Origin of the sequence: Prauserella shujinwangii (assembly GCF_003001955.1) — a bacterium.
GTDB classification, from domain to species: domain Bacteria; phylum Actinomycetota; class Actinomycetes; order Mycobacteriales; family Pseudonocardiaceae; genus Qaidamihabitans; species Qaidamihabitans shujinwangii.
In genome coordinates this window covers 291,042-308,892 of sequence record NZ_PVNH01000010.1, presented here as the reverse complement: position 1 = coordinate 308,892, position 17,851 = coordinate 291,042, and the positions used below count along the sequence as shown (strand labels likewise).

16 protein-coding genes and 2 pseudogenes are annotated in these 17,851 nt (G+C 75.1%); 12 read left to right on the top strand and 6 right to left on the bottom strand.

What is annotated here, in order from left to right:
* Positions 1-784: 784 nt before the first annotated feature.
* Both B0I33_RS29770 and B0I33_RS29765 read left to right on the top strand, forming a co-directional pair.
* Positions 785-1,087 (top strand): hypothetical protein, encoded by a 303-nt coding sequence (locus B0I33_RS29770; protein WP_146147553.1) that lies wholly within the window; start codon positions 785-787, stop codon positions 1,085-1,087.
* Between the two features lie 242 nt (positions 1,088-1,329).
* Positions 1,330-1,917: an Rv1733c family protein gene (locus B0I33_RS29765; RefSeq protein WP_146147552.1), complete on the top strand. Its 588-nt coding sequence runs from the start codon at positions 1,330-1,332 to the stop codon at positions 1,915-1,917.
* Positions 1,918-1,978: 61 nt separating this feature from the next.
* Here B0I33_RS29765 and B0I33_RS24125 read toward each other — a convergent pair whose 3' ends face one another.
* Positions 1,979-2,590 (bottom strand): DoxX family membrane protein, encoded by a 612-nt coding sequence (locus B0I33_RS24125; RefSeq protein ID WP_106181136.1) that lies wholly within the window; start codon positions 2,588-2,590, stop codon positions 1,979-1,981.
* 191 nt (positions 2,591-2,781) lie between these two features.
* On the opposite strand from B0I33_RS24125, the gene B0I33_RS24120 reads away from it, so the two are divergent.
* The 4 genes from B0I33_RS24120 to B0I33_RS24105 all read left to right on the top strand — a co-directional run bounded on the left by B0I33_RS24120 (position 2,782) and on the right by B0I33_RS24105 (position 6,750).
* Positions 2,782-3,783: a zinc-binding alcohol dehydrogenase family protein gene (locus B0I33_RS24120; RefSeq protein WP_106181177.1), complete on the top strand. Its 1,002-nt coding sequence runs from the start codon at positions 2,782-2,784 to the stop codon at positions 3,781-3,783.
* Positions 3,784-3,851: 68 nt separating this feature from the next.
* Positions 3,852-4,832: a DUF3048 domain-containing protein gene (locus tag B0I33_RS24115; protein WP_106181135.1), complete on the top strand. Its 981-nt coding sequence runs from the start codon at positions 3,852-3,854 to the stop codon at positions 4,830-4,832.
* An 80-nt stretch (positions 4,833-4,912) separates the two neighbouring features.
* Positions 4,913-5,761 (top strand): MEDS domain-containing protein, encoded by an 849-nt coding sequence (locus B0I33_RS24110; protein WP_106181134.1) that lies wholly within the window; start codon positions 4,913-4,915, stop codon positions 5,759-5,761.
* Complete coding sequence (locus B0I33_RS24105; protein ID WP_106181133.1) at positions 5,758-6,750, top strand: sensor histidine kinase; 993 nt, start codon at positions 5,758-5,760, stop codon at positions 6,748-6,750. Before B0I33_RS24110 ends, B0I33_RS24105 begins: the two co-directional genes overlap by 4 nt.
* A gap of 66 nt (positions 6,751-6,816) precedes the next feature.
* Here B0I33_RS24105 and B0I33_RS24100 read toward each other — a convergent pair whose 3' ends face one another.
* The 4 genes and pseudogenes from B0I33_RS24100 to B0I33_RS24085 form a co-directional block, all read right to left on the bottom strand.
* Complete coding sequence (locus B0I33_RS24100) at positions 6,817-8,295, bottom strand: bifunctional aminoglycoside phosphotransferase/ATP-binding protein (protein ID WP_106181132.1); 1,479 nt, start codon at positions 8,293-8,295, stop codon at positions 6,817-6,819.
* A 14-nt stretch (positions 8,296-8,309) separates the two neighbouring features.
* A complete protein-coding gene (locus B0I33_RS24095; RefSeq protein WP_106181131.1) occupies positions 8,310-9,218 on the bottom strand; it encodes a universal stress protein in 909 nt (302 codons plus the stop codon).
* Entirely contained in the window at positions 9,215-10,717 is a 1,503-nt protein-coding gene (locus B0I33_RS24090; protein ID WP_181193429.1) for a wax ester/triacylglycerol synthase domain-containing protein, read from the bottom strand. The genes B0I33_RS24095 and B0I33_RS24090 overlap by 4 nt, the downstream gene beginning before the upstream one ends.
* 563 nt (positions 10,718-11,280) lie before the next feature.
* Positions 11,281-11,664: pseudogene (locus B0I33_RS24085) on the bottom strand (Acg family FMN-binding oxidoreductase); the annotation flags it as partial.
* 159 nt (positions 11,665-11,823) lie between these two features.
* On the opposite strand from B0I33_RS24085, the gene B0I33_RS24080 reads away from it, so the two are divergent.
* From B0I33_RS24080 to B0I33_RS24070, 3 genes are all read left to right on the top strand, one after another.
* Positions 11,824-12,729 (top strand): universal stress protein, encoded by a 906-nt coding sequence (locus B0I33_RS24080; protein WP_106181129.1) that lies wholly within the window; start codon positions 11,824-11,826, stop codon positions 12,727-12,729.
* A gap of 143 nt (positions 12,730-12,872) precedes the next feature.
* Positions 12,873-13,790: a universal stress protein gene (locus B0I33_RS24075; RefSeq protein ID WP_106181128.1), complete on the top strand. Its 918-nt coding sequence runs from the start codon at positions 12,873-12,875 to the stop codon at positions 13,788-13,790.
* Positions 13,777-14,388 carry a CBS domain-containing protein gene (locus B0I33_RS24070; protein ID WP_106181127.1) on the top strand — a complete coding sequence of 204 codons (612 nt, stop codon included), beginning with the start codon at positions 13,777-13,779 and terminating at the stop codon, positions 14,386-14,388. Before B0I33_RS24075 ends, B0I33_RS24070 begins: the two co-directional genes overlap by 14 nt.
* Positions 14,389-14,401: 13 nt before the next feature.
* On the opposite strand, the gene B0I33_RS30065 is transcribed toward B0I33_RS24070, so the two are convergent.
* Positions 14,402-14,764 carry a CBS domain-containing protein gene (locus B0I33_RS30065; protein WP_181193428.1) on the bottom strand — a complete coding sequence of 121 codons (363 nt, stop codon included), beginning with the start codon at positions 14,762-14,764 and terminating at the stop codon, positions 14,402-14,404.
* 211 nt (positions 14,765-14,975) lie between these two features.
* On the opposite strand from B0I33_RS30065, the pseudogene B0I33_RS24060 reads away from it, so the two are divergent.
* The 3 genes and pseudogenes from B0I33_RS24060 to B0I33_RS24050 form a co-directional block, all read left to right on the top strand.
* Positions 14,976-15,770, top strand: a pseudogene (locus B0I33_RS24060) (phosphoketolase family protein); the annotation flags it as partial.
* A gap of 311 nt (positions 15,771-16,081) precedes the next feature.
* Positions 16,082-17,071 carry an Acg family FMN-binding oxidoreductase gene (locus B0I33_RS24055; protein WP_106181124.1) on the top strand — a complete coding sequence of 330 codons (990 nt, stop codon included), beginning with the start codon at positions 16,082-16,084 and terminating at the stop codon, positions 17,069-17,071.
* Positions 17,061-17,810, top strand: coding sequence for a nitroreductase family protein (locus tag B0I33_RS24050; RefSeq protein ID WP_106181123.1), 750 nt, complete (start codon positions 17,061-17,063; stop codon positions 17,808-17,810). The genes B0I33_RS24055 and B0I33_RS24050 overlap by 11 nt, the downstream gene beginning before the upstream one ends.
* The last annotated feature ends 41 nt before the right edge of the window (positions 17,811-17,851 follow it).

Genomic DNA, 17,851 nt, shown 5'->3' with positions numbered 1-17,851 from the left:
CACCACCCCGGCCGGAGCGACGTTCACCAGCGATCCCGAACCCCTCCACGAACCCCGCACCACCCACCCTCCACACTGAACAGTGAACGCCACATTCCCTGGGCCCAACACGGACAGCGGGCCATCCACCGCGTCCATGAGCCCGGGCAGCACCGGCACGTTGCCATCCCGGCGCCACGACACACGGAACCCGGGCGCCACGCACATGGCAGCTCCAGGCCGGATGGTCGGCGGCGAAACGAGGCCGCGCCGCCACGCCGACGCGTGGTCACGCCGGGCACCCCGTCGCCATGCGACACACGCGAAACCGTGCCGACCGTGCCGCCGTGCCGACCGCGCCGCCGCGCCGACGGCGCGTCCGGCCGCGCCGCTTCGCGCACGACACCGCTTCCCTACCGCGGCCCGTTGACGCGCTGCCCCAGATCGCCACCCGCGGCGGAGGTCACCGCCACGCCGAGCGCAGCATTCACGTACCTCAACGCAGCACTCGCCCGCCTCAACGCGGCACACCGCCTCAGCGCGGCACACCCGCCTCAGCGCGGCACACCCGCCTCAGCGCGGCACACCCGCCTCAGCGCGGGACTCCAGCGCCCGAGCGCGGCACTCGTTGTACCTGAGCGGGGAGCTCGCGTGGCTGAGCGGGGGACTCGCGTGCCTGAGCGGGGGACTCGCGTGGCTGAGCGCAGCACTCGCGGGCCGGAGCGCGGAGGTCGCGCGCCCGACGCCGCATTCGGGTGCTGGCCGGACGCGGTGCTCGTGCGGCCCAGCGCAGAACTCGGGCGCGGTGCCCGCTCAGCGGTCCAGGGCGGAGCGGAGCAGCAGGCGCCGCTCGGCGGAGCCGAGGGCGGCGCGGGCGGCGGCCACGCTCTCGGCGTTGACGGAGACCGACGTGATCCCGAACCGCCCCGAGTACTCGACGAACTCCGGGCGTGCCGATGTCGCCGGTGGGATGGCCACGATCAGCGGCGAGTTCGCCGACGACGCGGAACGCCGCGTGGTCACCGCGCTGGCGCGCACCGTGCCCGGGATCCTGCGTGCCGAGGTGCGGGCTGGGCAGCCGGGCCGGAGCACCTCCACGACCTCCTGACCGGGAGCTGACGGGGAGCCCGCACTGACCGGGAGCCCGCACTGACCGGGAGCTGACGGGGAGCCCGCGCGAGCCTCGCGCGGGCTCCCCGTCGCGCGCCCGCCTGCAACCACGCACCGGCCGGATTCCCGGCCGCCGCCACGTTGAAACACCCCTGCCCGCCCGTGACAATGGGCGTCACCAGGGGAATTCCGTGCCGACGACAGTTCGGTGAGGGGCCGCGCGAAGGAGGTCGGTGCCACATGCCGTCGCCCGGAACGAGGATGGGCCGCTGGGGGTGGTTGCTCCGGCCCGGTCGTAACCCGCTGTCCCGGCCGGGGGACCGGTTCGAGGCGCGGCTGCTGGCCGTGCTGGCGCTGCTCGTCGTCCTGGCCGTGCCCGCGGCCGTCGCCGTGGGCGGGCAGGTCCACGCCGACCGGCTCGAGGCGGCGCGGCAGGAGGCCGCGACCCGCCAGGAGGTACGTGCCGAGCTGATGGCCGACGCGCCCCTCAGCGTGTCCGGGCCACGGTCGGAGATGCCGCACGTGCCCGCGCGCTGGCAGGATTCCGATGGCGAGATCCGCGTCGAGAACGTGCCCGCGCCACCGGGAACGCGGCGCGGCGGCGAGGTCTCCGTCTGGCTCGACGAGTCCGGTGCGGTGACCGGTCCGCCCAAGACGCCGACAGGGGCCGTGTTCGACGGCATCGGCGCCGGTGTGCTCACCTGGTGCGGCGTGCTCCTCGGGTGCGTCCTCCTCCAGGCCGCCGCCCACCGGCTCGTGGCCAGGATGCACGCCGACCGCTGGGCCCGGGAATGGGCTCGCGTGGCACGGGAGTGGTCCCACAGCTGAGCCGGGCACGGAAGAGGTGCGCGACCGGGCCCGGTCGCGCACCTCTTCCGTGCCGCATCGTTCAGCGCAGCCAGTGGTGGCGCCGCACGAGGCGGAGGTCCGCCCACCGCCTGCCAAGACCCCAGGTGTTGCCCGCGTACACCGCGGCCAGCACGATCAGCACCAGCGCGTACACGATGTGGTATTCGATCAGCGGGTTGGTGGACATCGACGGCTCGCCGGCCTCGGTGACCCGGTCGGGCGGCCACTCGGCCGCCCACATCAGCAGCATCATCGCGGTGCCCGCGAACGCCGAGATCCGCAGCCCCACGCCGAGCAGCACGGCGACGCCGATGCCGGCCAGCCCCAGCATGAACAGCCAGTCGGCCCAGCCCGCGCCCGCCCACGACCGCAGCGTCCCGGCGAACGGGCCGACCTCGACCCCGCTGAGGAAGCCCTCCGTGGGTGAACCGCCGTTGATCCAGGCCCGCTCGGCCGTGGTGGCGTAACCCCAGCCGAACGTCTTGTCGAGGAACGCCCAGAGGAACACGAAACCCGTGGCGATCCGCAGGACGGCGACCAGCATGCCCGCCGTCGTGGTCATCACCGCGCCGTGCGTCGGCGCCGTGTCCGCGGCGCGCTGCGGCGGGATCTGCAGGGACGTGTCGGCCCGGGGCCGTTCGCGTAGTGACATGACGTGCTCCTTCGTCGATGGCCTTGTCGCCGCTTCGAGCCTCGTGCGCGGGACGGATCGGCACAGGAGTCGAAATGCCCACGATCGCGGGGCGATCGTCACCGCGGACAGTCGCCGCGACCGGCCATAGTGTCCGGTAGGGACACAGCCGGAGGAGGTGCCAGTTGACCACCGTGAACACCGAGACCCGCATGCGTGCCTGGCGCGTGACGCGCCCGGGGCCGATCGCGACGGGACCGCTGGAGCCGCGTGCGGAGCCGGTGCCGGAACCGGGGCCGGGCGAGCTGCTGCTGCGGGTGCTGGTGTGCGGCGTGTGCCGCACCGACCTGCACGTGGCGGAGGGCGACCTGCCGGTGCACCGGCCCGGTGTCACGCCCGGACACGAGGTCGTCGGCGAGGTCGTGGCACTCGGCGCGGACATCCCGCCCGGGTTCGCGGCGGGCGACCGGGTGGGGATCGCCTGGCTGCGCGGCACGTGCGGGCACTGCCGCTACTGCGTGCGCGGCGCCGAGAACCTGTGTCCCTCGTCGCGCTACACGGGCTGGGACGCCGACGGGGGCTACGCCGGGTTCGCCACCGTCCCGGCCGCGTACGCGCACCCGCTGCCCGGTGGGTACGCCGACGCGGAACTGGCTCCGCTGCTGTGCGCCGGCATCATCGGCTACCGCGCGCTGCGCCGTGCCGAACCGCCCGAGGGCGGTGTGCTCGGCATCTACGGGTTCGGTGCGAGCGCACACCTCGCCGCCCAGGTGGCGATGGCCGAAGGACTGCGCGTGCACGTGATGACGCGCAGTGCGCGGGCCCGCGCGCTCGCCGCGGACCTGGGCGCGGCGTCGGTGCAGGGCGCGGCCGACCCGCCACCGGAGCCACTCGACGCGGCCGTGCTGTTCGCCCCGGCGGGCGAACTCGTGCCGCCCGCCCTCGCCGCCCTCGACCGGGGCGGGGTGCTCTCCGTCGCGGGCATCCACCTCACCGACGTTCCCGCGCTGAACTACCAGCGGCACCTGTTCCAGGAACGCGAGCTGCGCAGCGTCACCGCCAACACCCGGGAGGACGCCCGGCGGTTCCTCGAGTTCGCCGGCAGGCACCGGCTGCGGGTGACCACGACGCCCTACCCGCTCGCCGCGGCCGACCGCGCCCTCGAGGACCTCGCCGCCGATCGGGTGAACGGCGCCGCGGTGCTCGTCGCGTGAGCCGAACGGCCCTGTGCGAGATCGGCGCACCCGTGATCCAGTAGGAGGGGCCGCAGGGAGGTGGTGGCATGTCCGGCAGGCACGTGCGGCAGCTGCTGGCGGCCGTCGCGGTGTTCGTCGCGGTCGCGGTGACCGCCACCCTGCTCCTCTGGAACAGGGACGGCGAGGCACCGCCCGCGGCCCCGCCCCCCGCACCGTCCGCCACGACCACCACCACGACGACCGAACCGCCCCCGCCCCGCGACCGCGTGGTCGTCGTCAAGATCGACAACGTACGGTCCGCGCTGCCGCAGACCGGGCTCGGGGCCGCCGAGGTGGTGTACGTCGAACCCGTCGAAGGCGGCCTGACCAGGCTCGCGGCCGTGTACTCGCGGCGCCTGCCCGACGTGGTGGGCCCAGTGCGCAGTGCCAGGGAGACCGACGTGCAGCTGCTCGCCCAGTACGGCAAGCCCAGCCTCGCCTTCTCCGGCGCGGCGCCGGAGATCATGCCCATCCTGCGCCGTGCGCCCCTGCAGCTCGCGACCGAGAAGTCGGTGCCCGGCGCCTTCTTCCGCGACCCGGCGCGCCCCCGGCCGCACAACCTGTTCGCCCGCCCGGCGCGGCTGCCGCACGGTACGGGACCGGGACCCCGGCACGTCTTCCGCTTCGGCCCGGCCCCCGGCGGGGGTGAGCGCACCGCCAGCCGCACCGTCCGATTCGAGTCGGCGAACTACACGTTCACCTGGGCCGCGGGACCGAAACGGTGGCTGGTGTCACGCAACGGCGCGCCGCTGCGCTCCACCGAGTCCGGCCGCGTGTCCGCCGCCACCGTCGTGGTGCAGCGCGTCACCGTCCGGCAGGGCGCGGACGTCACGGACGCGACCGGTGCGGTGTCGCCGGTCGTGCGCAGCGTCGGCCGCGGTCCCGCCACGATCCTGCGGAACGGCAAGGCGTTTCCCGTCACCTGGTCCCGCTCCGGACCCGGCGCGGGCACCCGTTTCACCACCGGAGCGGGAGACCCGGTGCCACTCGCCCGGGGCCCGGTGTGGGTGCTGCTCGTACCGCGCTGAGCGGTGGTGCGCGCACGGGAGCGGGGTCGCCGGGGCGCGCTCATCGCAGCGGCAGGCCCGGCAGCGCCTATCATCGGCATGTGCGCACCTGCGGAGAGGTGGACGGCGTCCGCCGGCTGAGCCTGCACGACCACGTGTGCTGGGTCTACGAGGACATCGCCGACGTCCGGAAGCGGATCGTCGACTTCCTCGCGGACGGGCTCGCCCTGGGCCAGCGTGTCTGCTATGTCACCGAGTCCGCCGCGCCACCAGGCGAGCTGCCCCGGCTGCTCGACGGTCTCGGCGGCGTCGATGACGCACTGCGCGAGGGCGCGCTGCAGATCCAGTCGCTCGCCCACCGTTACACCGGCTTCACCGGTGTGGGGCCGGCCGACCAGGTCGCCGCCTACGCGGCGGCGACGCGGGAGGCGCTCGCGGCCGGCTACACCGGTTTCCGGGTCGCCGCCGAGGCGACCGGGCTCGTGCGGGAGCCGGAGCAGCGGGCGTCGTTCGCGCGCTACGAGCACCTCGTCGACCGGTACATGACACGCGAGCCGTTCGCCGCGCTGTGCGCCTACGACCGGAGGGTGCTCGGGCCCGAGGCCACCGCGCAGATCGCCTGCATGCATCCGATGAGCTCCCCGGACGCGGCCCCGTTCCGGCTGCATGCCGTCCGCGACGCCGCCTTCGCGGTCGACGGCGAACTGGACCGCGCGGGTCAGGCGCTGTTCGCGGGCGCACTCGCCGGGGCCGACCCCGAGCCCGCCGGTGGTGAGTTGCTGGTCGACGCCACGGGGCTGCATTTCATCGACCATCGCTCCCTGCTTCAGCTGGCGGAGCTCGCCGAGCGCAGACGCGCCACCCTCACGCTGCGCACCGCGCTCCGGAGCGTGCCCCGGCTGATCGACATCCTGGGACTGACGAGTATTCGCGCGGAGCTGACGTCATGAGATCGGGAACCGCTGCGGGACACGAGGGCTACTACCACGAGGCCGCACTCTACGGTTCGGACGACGAGTTCCTCTCCGTCGTCGTTCCCTTCCTGGAGGACGGGCTGGCGGCGGGGGAGCCGACGCTCGCCGCCTTCGCTCCCCACAACGAGGCGCTGGTGCGCGGCGCCCTCCCCGGCGGCGGCCGCGGGATCACCTTCCTCGCCGGGTCCGAGCAGTACCGCAACCCGGCGACCTCGATCAAACGGTACCGGGACACGGTGGCCCGGCACGTCGCCGAGGGCGCGGCCCAGGTCCGCATCACCGGGGACGTGCCACACCCCGGCACCGGCACCCCCTGGGACTGGTGGGCCCGCTACGAGGCCGCCGCCAACCACGCGTTCGCCGACCTCCCCCTGTGGGGACTGTGCCCGTACGACACGCGAACCGCACCGGCGGCCGTGCTGGCCGACGTCGAACGAACCCACCCGCACCTGGCGACCCCTGGCGGGGCACGCCACGCCAACTCGGCGTACGAGGACCCGGTGACGTTCCTGGCCGGGCACGAGCCGGCGTTCGCCGACCCGGTCGAGGGACAGAACCCGGACGTCGCGCTCGGCGCCCCGACCGCCCAGTCCGCCCGGCGGGCGGTCGCCGAGGCGGGTGCGCGCACCCGCCTGTCCCGCGGCGAGATCGACGACCTGGTGCTGGCCGTCAGCGAGGTCGTGTCCAACGGTATCCGGCACGGCGTCCCGCCGGTGGAGCTGCGCCTGTGGACCGCGCCCGACCGGGTCGTCGTGACCGTCACCGACCGCGGCAAGGGGCCCGGCGACCCGCTCGCCGGGCTGGTGCCCGCCCGGCCGGACAGCGCCGAGGGCGGCCTCGGCCTCTGGATCGCGCACCAGCTGTGCTCCTACGTGACCCTGCACCGCTCGGGCACCGGCACCTTCACCGTCCGGCTCGTCGCCGGGCAACCGTCCGCACCGCTCGTGAGCGGACAACGTGGTTAGCACCCGCCGCCCGGCGCCCGGCCACCATCACTGACGGAGGCGCTCCGCGCCGCTGCGCCTTCCCGCTCACGAGTGGTGACCAGCGTCGAGCGCGGCGACTGCCTGAGCCAGGGCGGCGTCCGGCGGGACGGTGGTGTCGATCTCGGTGGCTTCCGGCCACGGTTCCGCGTCGGCGGCCATCCGCGCGGCGACGGCCGGGTCGGCGTCCGACACGTCGCCGTGCCGGTCCCGGATGCGCCGCGCGGCGACCTCGGGCGGCGCCACGCACCGCAGGGCCCGCAGCTCGCTGTGCGTCCTGACGGCCACGTCCGTGACCGCCGCGCGTTCGGAGGCGTGGATCCACGACGCGTCGAGCACCACCGTCTCGCCGAGCGCGAGCAGCTCCTCCGCGCGGTGCCGCAGCTCCCCGTAGGTCAGCTCGGTGTGCCCGGACGAGTAGATCCCCGCCCCGTAGCCCGCGGCGCGGGACTCGTGCGGCGAGACGCCCGCGAGTTCCTTGCGGAGCCGGTCGCTGGACAGCAGCACCGCACCGAGCTCGTCGGCGATCCGGCCAGCCAGCGTGGACTTGCCCGTGCCGGGCAGCCCGCCGACGAGGACCAGCCGCGGACCGCCCGCCCGCAGGTGCCGCAACGCCACCGCGGCGTACTCCCGGGCCTGCCCGGCGGAGCCGGGATCGCCCTGCGCGGACCGCAGGCACGCCACCTTCGCGCGCACGAACGCGCGATAGGCGACGTAGTGGTGGCGCAGCGACGCGGGTGAGGGATCGCCCGCGAACTCGGCGTAGCGCGCCAGCAGCCGCCGCGCGAGGGCAGGGCTGCCGAGCCGCTCCAGGTCCATCGCGAGGAACGCGATGTCGTCCAGCCCGTCGAGCCACCGCAGCCGGTCGTCGAACTCGAGACAGTCGAGCACCCGGGGCCCGTCGTCGAGGCAGAACACGTCGTCCGCGAGCAGGTCGCCGTGCCCGTCGACGACGCGGCCCTCGGCGATCCTCCGATCGAACAGCGCGGCCCGGCCAGCCAGGAACTCCAGCGCGCGCCGCTCGATCTCGGTGAACTCGGCGGTGCCGAGCACGCCGAGCGGTCGCACCTGCTCGAAGCTGTCGCGCCACCGCCGCTCGATCGCGTCCCGGGAGCCCTCCCCGTCGATCTCCGGGCCCCGGTCGGCCGTTGAGTGGAACGCCGCCACCATCCGGGCGAGCCGGTCGACGGCCGAGGTGACGTCCGCACCCTCGCGCACCAGCGTGGCCAGCCTGCGGTCCGCGGGCATGCGGCGCATCACCACGACCGGCTCGACTGTTCCGTCCACATCGGACAACTCGGCGACGCCGAGGTAGACGTCCGGTGCGAGCCTGCGGTTCAGCTCGACCTCCCGTGCGCACGCGGCGCGCCGCAGCTCCGGCGTGCTGAAGTCGAGGAAGCCGAGGTCGACGGGTTTCTTGATCTTGTAAGCGCGGTCGCCGACCAGGAACACCACGCCGATGTGGGTCTCATGGACGGCGGCGAACCCGCCCGCCGGGGCGGGCGGGCCGTCATTGCGTTCCGGCACCGCCGATCCGCTCCTCACTCCCGCTCGTGCTCGGGCCGGGCGACCATCACCGGGCACTGTGCACTGTGGATCAGGGCCTGGCTGGTGGACCCGAGCAGCATGCCGCGGAACCCGCCACGGCCGTGGCTGCCGACCACCACCAGCTGCGCCTTCTTGCTCCACTCCAGCAGCTCGTGCCGCGGGCGGTCCCGCACCAGTACACGCCGGACGTGCACGTCCGGGTACTTCTCCTGCCAGCCGGCGAGCCGCTCGGCCAGGCGCCGCTCCTCGGTGTCGCGCAGCGGTTCCCAGTCGTAGTACATCCGGGTCTGGCTGAACGCGAACTCGCTGTCCGCGTCGCTCCACGTGTGCACCGCGACGAGCTCGACGCCGCGGAACGAGGCCTCGTCGAAGGCGTAGGCCTGCGCGCGCTCGGACAGCTCGCTGCCGTCGATGCCGACGACCACCGGACGGTCGTCGGCCGCCGGGATCTCCTCGTAGTCGTCGCGGACCGACACGACGGGGGAGTGGGCGTGGCTGACGAGCGCCATCGTGGTGGAGCCGATCAACGTGCCGATGACGCCCGTGCGCCCGGAGGAGCCCAGCACGATCATGCGGGCGCCCCGGGACGCGCGGATGAGGTAGGGAATGGGCGGGTCGGTCTCGAACCGCGCCTCGACCTGGATGTCCGCGACCTGCTCGGCGACCCGCTTCGCCTCGTGCAGCGCCTCCCACTTCTGCTTGCGCAGCTCCTCCTTGAACGCCTCCGGCGGCGGCATCGTCGACCCGACATAGAGGTCGGGAAAGCCCGCGGCGTGGACGAGGTGCAGGGGAGCGCGGTGCTTCGCGGCGGTGTTCGCGGCCCAGCGCACCGCGCGCAGCGATGCTTCGGTGCTGTCGACGCCCACGACGATCGGCGCGTTGCCCTGGTTGGCGGTGGTCATGATCGGTACTCCCGGTTTCCCTCCGCGATCGGCGCGGAGTCGGTTTCGGTGCTGTCCCTGCCGACGGTAGGGGTGGTGACGGGGTCGCCGCTGGTGTCGTTGTGCCCTGCTGCCGGGGACTTCGGTCGTGCGCCGTCCGGGGCGGCCGCGCCGAGCCCGGCCAGTTCCGCCCGCAGCGCCGCCATGAGCACCGGCAGGTCGGGGAACTGGCCGGGGTCGGCGACCGCGGTGATCGTCAGCCGCCCGGCGTAGGACAGCGCCACGAACGACACGGTCATGTTGCCCTTGATCGTCGACAGCGGCACCACCTCGGTGACCGGGGTGCCCAGGAACGACCGCCGCCTCGGCGGCCCCGGGAGGTAGGTGATCGACGTGGAGATCAGGTGCTGGTGTGCGACGAACCATTCCAGCAGGTGCAGGCGGGCCAGGATCCGGAAGACCGGCGCCAGCAGCGTCGCCGACGCGCCGCGCACGGCGCCCCGGCGCCGCCGGGTCAGCGCGGCGATCCGCGCCAGCCGGTCGCGGGTGGCCCCCGCTGTGGGCAGGGGCAGCGGCACGGCGCCCACGTGGTTGCCGAGCGCGGCCCCGGCGTCCCGGCCCCGCGCGGAAACCGGCATCGACACCACGAGCTCGTCGACCGTCTCGCCCCGCCGCCGCAGCAGCGCGCGCAGCGCGCCTGTCGTGGCGGTGAGCACCACGTCGTTGAGGGTGGCACCGTGCGCGCGGGCTGCGGGTCGCACCGCGGCGACCCCGGTGCGGGCGACCGCGAACACGCGGCGCGGGCCGATCGGGCGGTTCAACGAGGATCGCGGCGCGGCCGCCCGGCCGGTCCGCAGTTCGAGCGCCGCGCGGCGCACGTTGCGCAGCCCGGAACGCCACCGGGTGAGCGCCCGCAGCCGGGTCGCCGTCGCGTCGGCGTACAGCCTGCGCCGCGTGGGCGCGGGGCGCGGGAAGCCCGGGGTGGCGGGCACCGGTGCCCCGTCGACCATGCGGATGAACACGGCGAGGCCGCCGAGCCCGTCGGTGAGCACGTGGTGGAAGACGAAGACCAGCGCGGCGTCCTCACCGGCCAGGCCCGTGACGAACGTCGCCGACCACAGTGGCCGGTCGCGGGGAAGCCTGCGCGTGACGGCCCGGTTCGCCACCGCGAGCAACGCGTCGTCGTCACCCGGCTCCGGGCAGCGCTCCACGTGCAGATGGCGGCGCACGTCGAAACCGGGATCGTCCGTCCAGTACGGCCTGCCCGCGCCCAGTGGCGCGCGCACCAGGCGCTGGCGGAACCGGGGGAGGCCCCGCACCCGCTCGGCGACGGCGGCGACCACGTCCTCCGGCCGCAGCGCCGAGCCGCCGTCGAGACGCATGATCCCGGCGATCTGCACCGGCGGCGTACCCACGTCGGTGGCGAGCGTCATGAGGTCGTTCGCGCTCATCCGGGAGATCGCCGTCGCCTCGGCGGGCGCGCCACCCGCGGGGCGTCTCCGGCCCGGTCTGCTGGTCATGCTCCCCCTTCGCCGTCGTGTTCCGAGGGTTTTCGCCGAACGGTAAGTTGTCCAGGGGACGAATGCCTCCCTGTTCCCGCCACTCTCCCCTCGCGGGGGACGCCGACCGCGTGATCCCGTGGCAACGTGACCATCGTGATCGCCGGCGGCGCACCCGTGTCCGCGATCTGTGCACGCGTGTCCGCATCGCACGACGCAGGCACACGTGCGCAGGTCGCGGACACAGTGCATGGCGCGGAATCGCCACGCGGCATTCCCGCAGCCAAACACGGCACTCGCTCAGTCCACGGCACCTGCCTGCCCGAGCACAGCTCCCGCCGCCAGCGAGGCGGCACTCGCCCACTGGAATCACCGCGCTCTCCGCCGGTCCGCGGCACTCGCGGGACCGGGTGCGGACCCGCCCGCCTGGGCACAGCTCTCGCCGACGACCCGGATGCGCGCGCCACCCCAACCGCGACCGAACGAAAGTCCCGCGGCAGCTTTCCGGCACCGGTCGCTGAACTCGCGGCCGGGCTCGTCTCTCGCCGGACCGGCGCGGCGAGCCGCGAGCGAGGCACCTGTCACGAGCTGTACCGCCGCCGGTCGGTGCGCCGGCGCGGGATCGCGGCGGCGAGGGCGATCTCGCCGATCGTCGGCTCGTGCCGCACCAGCTCCACGGCCGCCAGGTGGTCCGGCTCGGCCGGGTTGGGCAGCCGGTGCACGGTGGCCCGCCAGCCGAGTGCGGCGAACCCGATCCGCAGGTGATGCAGGGCCGCTCCGCAGCTGAGCAGCAGGTCACGGCCGTCCGGGTCGGTGCTCGGCAGGCGCAGGCTCTGCTCCGCGTCCAGGTGCGCGGTCCGGTCGCCGACCCGCCACCGCCACGGCTGGGAGTTGTGCACCGACGGGGCCCTTATCGCCAGCGCCAGCGCTGTGTGCACGGTGTCGTCGTCGGGAAGTCCGCGCCTCAGGGGATCGCCCCTCGCCGGGTCTTGCCGTCGCCCCCACCCTCCGGCCGCGCCACACTGGACGAAAAGGGCTGGAGGTACCGGCCCGCAAGGCCTTTCGGCCCACGTCCCGGGGCACCGCCCGGCCGAGCATGGAGGGCGGGACGACGACAGGAGGACGACATGACCACGACCGGCAACGCCCCGATCCTGGTGGGAGTGGACGGCTCGGACTCGGCACTGCGCGCCACCGCGTGGGCCGCCCTCGCCGCCGCCCGCAGGCACGCGCCGCTGCTGCTGGTGGCCACGCTGCCCGGCCCGGCACCCTACGGAGCGGGTGTGGGCATCCCCGACCGGTTCTTCGTCGACCTGGAAACCGAGGGCCGCCGCCGTCTCGCCGAGGCCGCCGAGACCGCGAAGCAGGCCGGGGGAGAGACGGCCACGCTGGAGATCCGGACCGAGTTCCACATCGGCGGGCCGATCCCGGTCCTGCGGGAGCGGGCGCGCGAAGCCCGCCTGCTCGTGCTCGGCACCCGCGGGCTCGGTGAGCTCACCGGCACGTTCGTCGGTTCCGTGGCCGTGGCCCTCGTCGCGCACGCTCCCTGCCCGGTCACGGTCGTCCGCGGCCGTACGCCCGGCGCCGAGCCGCCGCGCGAGGGCCCGGTCGTCGTCGGTGTGGACGGCTCTCCGCTCAGCGCCGCCGCGCTCGGCGCCGCCTTCGAGGAGGCCGCGCTGCGCCGCACCCGGCTCGTCGCCGTGCACGCATGGAGCGACGCGGCGTTGTCCGCCTCCGCCGGATTCTCCCCGGGAGAGCTGCCCTGGGCCGAGATCGAGACGGCCGAGCAGGTGGTCCTCGCCGAACGCCTCGCCGGCTGGCGCGAGCGCTACCCGGACGTGCCGGTCGACCGCATCGTGACCAGGGACCGCCCCGTGCGCAGCCTGCTCCACGAGGCCGAGCACGCGCAGCTGCTCGTGGTCGGCAGCCGCGGGCGGGGCGGCTTCAGCGGACTCCTCCTCGGCTCCACCAGCAACGCGCTCGTGCACTCGGCGCCCTGCCCACTGCTGATCGTCCGCCCCGGCGCCGGCTGAGCGCGCGTTTCACCGGAGCCGGTGCCGGGAACGTTGCGGGACGAAGGACCCACGGCGCGGGGCCGGTCGGCTCTCGCCCCGCCGCCGTCCCACCGGGGAAGCTCGAACCAGCGATGACACGGTGGCCGGAAAAGGAGAATGTGATGGGCACGATCGTTGCGGGCGTGGACGGGTCCGCCTCCGGGGTACACGCCGCGGCCTGGGCCGCGGCGGAAGCGGGCAGGAGAAACGAGGTGCTCCGGCTCGTGCACGCCTATGTCGTGCCCACGCGCGGCTACCCCGGCTTCCTGGTGTCCGTGCAGGAACTGCGCGAGGGACTGCGCACCCAGGGCCGCGACTGGCTGCGCGAGGCCAAGGAGGCCGCCGAACGCGCGGAGCCCCGCGCCCGCGTCGAAACCGAGCTCGTCGAGGCGGAGGCCGTACCCGCACTGCTGCACGAGTCGCGGGAGGCGCACCTGATCGTGCTCGGCTCCCGCGGCCTGGGCGGGTTCACCGGCATGCTGGTCGGCTCGGTCGCCGTCGCGCTGGCCGCGCACGGGCACTGCCCGGTCGCGGTCGTCAGGGCGCAGCGCCTCGACGACCCGCCACCGCAGGACGGGCCCGTCGTGGTCGGCGTCGACGGCTCCGAGGCCAGCTCCGCCGCCGTGGAGCTCGCCTACGAGGAGGCCTCCCTCCGCGGGGCGCCGCTGATCGCGGTGCACACCTGGAGCGACGCCGCCTTCGACACCACCCTGCAGGCGTACCCGCTCGCCGCCGACCCGGCGCGGGTCGACGAGGAGGAACGGCTGACCCTCGCCGAGCAGCTGGCCGGCTGGCAGGAGAAATACCCCGACGTGCCCGTGGAACGGGTGGTCACCCGCGGCCGGCCCGTCCGCACCCTGCTCGACTACGCCGAACGTGCCCAGCTCGTCGTGGTCGGCTCCCGCGGCCGGGGCGGGTTCACCGGGATGCTGCTCGGATCCACCAGCCGCGCGCTGGTGACCCACGCCGCGTGCCCGGTGCTCGTCGTCCGCCCCGAAACGCTGGGCGTCACCGAAGACACGACGCATGCGCGCCCGTGAGGTCATGACCGCCCCGGTGGTCACGGTCACCCCTGGCACGACCGCCAAACACGCCGCCGAACTGCTGATCCGGCACGGGTTCACCGCCCTGCCCGTGGTCGACGAGGACGAGCGGCTGGTCGGCATCGTCACCGAGGCCGACCTCGTGCGCGGCCGGGTGCCCAGGGACGCGCGGTTCCGGGCCGGTGCGCGCGCGGAACCGGGGGAGCGGCCGCCGCCCCGGCTCACGGTCGGGGCGGTGATGTCCGCCCCCGCGGTGTCCGCGAGCGCCGGGGACGACGTCGCCGAGGTGGTCGCCGCGCTGCTCGACGCGGGCTTTCGCGCCATGCCCGTCGTGGACCGCGGGCGCCTCGCGGGGATCGTCACGCGTGGCGACATCGTGCGTGCCCTGTCCCGGGACGACCGGGAGATCGCCAGGGACGTCCGGCACCAGCTGGAGATCTACGGCGGGGCCGGCCGCTGGGACGTGGTCGTGCGCGACGGTGTCGCGAACATCGTGGACCAGCGCGACGACCCCACCGACCGGCACGTGGCCACCGTGCTGGCCGAGTCCGTGCCCGGTGTCGTGCGCGCCACCGTCCACTCAGGACAGGGCTGAGCGACCTCGGGGTTCAGCGGCTGGTCAGCAGCGTGACCAGGTCGCGCCAGCTGACGATGCCCACGACCAGGCCGCCGTCCACCACCGGTACACAGCGTTGCCGCGCGCCGAGCATGACGGCGGCGGCGTCGGGGATCGAGCTGTCCGAGGTGACCGTCGTGACGGACGTGTGCATGAGATCGGCGACGGTCCGCGTCCCCCGCATCATGGCCCCGTCCCCGGGAGTCGTGGGCCGTCGCGCGGGCGAGGAGAAGTACGACGCGGCCAGGTCGGCCTCGGTGACCAGGCCGACCAGCCTGTTTCGCTCGTCGAGCACGGGCAGCGTGGCCCCCACGACGAAGGTGCGCTCCGGTCGCGTGCCGTTGTCGTCGGCCATGGCCCCACTCCTTGTCCGGGAAGCTCGTTGAGCTTTGGTGTCTGCTGCGTCCGGTCGTCCGCGTGTCCCCTGGCCGCCCCCAGGGCTGCGGGGCTGATCTCGTCGGTCGGCGTCCGCGCGGGCACGGCCCGGCGCGCAGGGACGAAAGGCCCTGCGCGCGGGGGACGAGCGCTCCTGTACGGACCGGCGCCGTGTGCAGGAGCCTGGGGGCATGACCCTGGACAGCCCTGCCGCCCACCGCCCGCCGTTCCCGTCCGCGCACCCCGCGCCGACCGTCGAGCCGGAGCGGGTGGACGCGTGGTGGCGGGCGGCGAACTACCTGTCGGCCGGTCAGATCTACCTGCTCGACAACTCCCTGCTGCGCGAATCGCTGGCGCCCGAGCACGTCAAACCGAGGCTGCTCGGCCACGGGGGCACGGTGCCCGGCATCACGCTCACCTACGCCCACCTCAACCGGGTCATCCTGCGTACCGGCGCGAACGTGCTGTTCGTCGCCGGACCGGGACACGGTCACCGCACCGTGCTGTCCCGGCTGCCCCGCGCGGACCTCACCGCGCTGCCGCGCGGGCACGACTGGGAACCCGTCGAGGTCGAGGGGGACGACCCGGCCGCCGTGCACCAGGCCTACGCCGCCGCCCTCGACGACTGCTTCGACCGCATCGCCGACCTGCGACGCCCGAGGATCGTCCTGCGCACCCCCAAGGGCTGGACCGGTCCGGCCACAGTGGACGGCAGGCCGGTCGAGGGCACCTGGCGCTCCCACCGGGTGCCGAATCCCGGCGTGCGCCAGGACCCGCAGCGGCTGCTGCGGCTCGAGGAGTGGCCGCGCTCGTACCGCCCCGCCGAGCTGTTCGGCACCGACGGCGCGCCCGCCGCCGTCATCCGGGACTGGCATCCCCACGGCGAGGCGCGGAGGAGCGCCAAGCCCGCCGCCCACGGGCACGCGCAGCGCGACCTCCGCCTGCCCGACGTGCGCGGCCACGCGGTGCCCGTGCCCACCCCCGGCACGCGCACCGACGAGTCCACCCGCGTGCCCGGCCGGTACGCCCTGGACGAGCACGCCTCCCACCGGCTCGACGCCGTGTTCGAGGTGACCGGGGGAGTGGCCGAGCACCACGCCGCGGTGCGGGCGGAGCTGTTCGCGGGGGCCCACTTCGGGCTGCGGCTGGACGCGCAGCGCAACGTGGCGGCAGGCGACCGGCTGGTCAGCCCCGGCGGGGCGGCCGTCGCCGTGGCCGTCGTGCGCTGCGCCGAGGACCTGGAACTGGCCCGGCAGGCCGAGGGTGTGCTGCGGGGCGAACACACGGGAGCACGAGCATGACCGGACACCCAGCCCCGATCCCCGGCGTCGTCGACGCCGCGCTGCGCGCCGCGATCCGCGCCCCCTCCCCGCACAACACCCAGCCGTGGCGGTTCCGGACCGGGCCGGACCGCATCGAGCTGTGGCTCGACGAGAGCCGCGTGCTCGGTGTCTGCGACCCCGACGCCCGCGAGGCCACGCTGGCCTGCGGAGCCGCGCTGCTCAACCTGCGGCTCGCGCTCGCCGCCCACGAGCGCGCGCACGTCGTGGACCTCGTACCCGACCACGCCCGGCCCGCGCTGCTGGCCACGGTCCGGCTCGGTGGCCACCGCACCCCTTCCCCGCACGAGCTCCGGCTCGCGTCGGCGATCGGGCGCAGGCACACCCACCGCAGGCCGTTCCTCGACCGGCCGGTGCCCGGCAGGGTCAGGGACGCCCTGGTCGCGGCCGCCGCCGAGGAGGGGGCCCGGCTCGTGCTGGTGGATTCCGCGCAGCTCGACGCCCTGACCGCATTGCTGCGGCGGGCGGACCTGGCGCAGGCCGAGGACCCCGCGTTCCAGGCCGAGCTGCGGGCCTGGACCCCCGGGGACGACCGGCCCGACGGGGTGCCGCGCTCCGCGGGCGGGCCGCGCGCGCTCGATGGCGGGCTGCTGGCGCTGCGCGACTACGGCGGTCCGCGGTCCGGCACGGAACGGGAGTTCGAGCGGGAGCCGCTGGTGGCCGTGCTCACCACCGCGGGCGACACGCGGCTGGACCGTGTCCGCGCCGGGCAGGCCATGCAGCGCGTGCTGCTCACCGCCACCGCCGACGGGCTCAACGCCTCGTTCCTGTCCCAGCCGGTCGAGGTGGGCTCCGCGCGAGCCCGGCTGCGCGACCGGCTGGGTGGCCGGGATCATCCGCAGACCGTGCTGCGGCTGGGCTACGGCCACCCCGGTGCGCCGACACCGCGCCGGGCCGTGGCGTCGGTGACGCGGGTGGAGCGGGGGGAGCGGTCCGATGTCCGCTAGCTCCGTCAGCGTGCCCCCTCGGCTGCCGGTCGCGCACCGGTGGTCCGAGCCCGAGCGGTGCGTCGTCGCCAGGGCGGCGCTGCGGTCACCGCGCTGCGGGGTCGGTGACCCGTGGACGCTGGAGATCCGGGGTGAGCGGATCGAGCTGTCCGAGCGGTTCGCCGCGCCGAGCTGGCACCACGACGGCGCGGGCCGCGACCGCGTCCTCGCCTGCGGCGCCGCCGTCGCGGGCATCACCGTCGCCGTCCGGGTGCTCGGCTGGCTGCCCGAGTTCGTCCTGCTCCCCGACCCCGCGCGCCCGGACCTCGTGGCGACCGTGACCGCTCGCGTGCGCGGCAGGCCCGCGCGGGTGGGCGTGCGGGGCTTCCGCGCCGTGTTCGACCCGCGCAGGCACCGGCACCCGGCCGACCCCGCGGAGCTGCCCGCGGAGCTGGTCGCCGAGATCGTCCAGGCGGGCTCGCTGCCGGGGGTGCGGCTGGTTCCCGTCGACGGTGCGGTGACCGCGGGGCGCAAGCGGTCGGGCGAGCCGGGCGTGCTCGTCCTGACCGGCACGGACGGGCGGCGGGACCAGCTGCTCGCCGGGGCCGGGACGCACCACGCCGTGCTCGCCGCGAAGGCGCACGGGCTGACCGCGGAGCCGGAGACCCGGCCGTTCCCGTTCCGCGAGTACCGGATGCGGGTGCTGCGCGCCGTCGGGCTGGAAGGCTGCCCGCAGTTGCTGCTGCGGCTGGGCCACTGAGCTCCGGCGAGGACCCGGGCCACACCGCCGTCGCGCCCGCG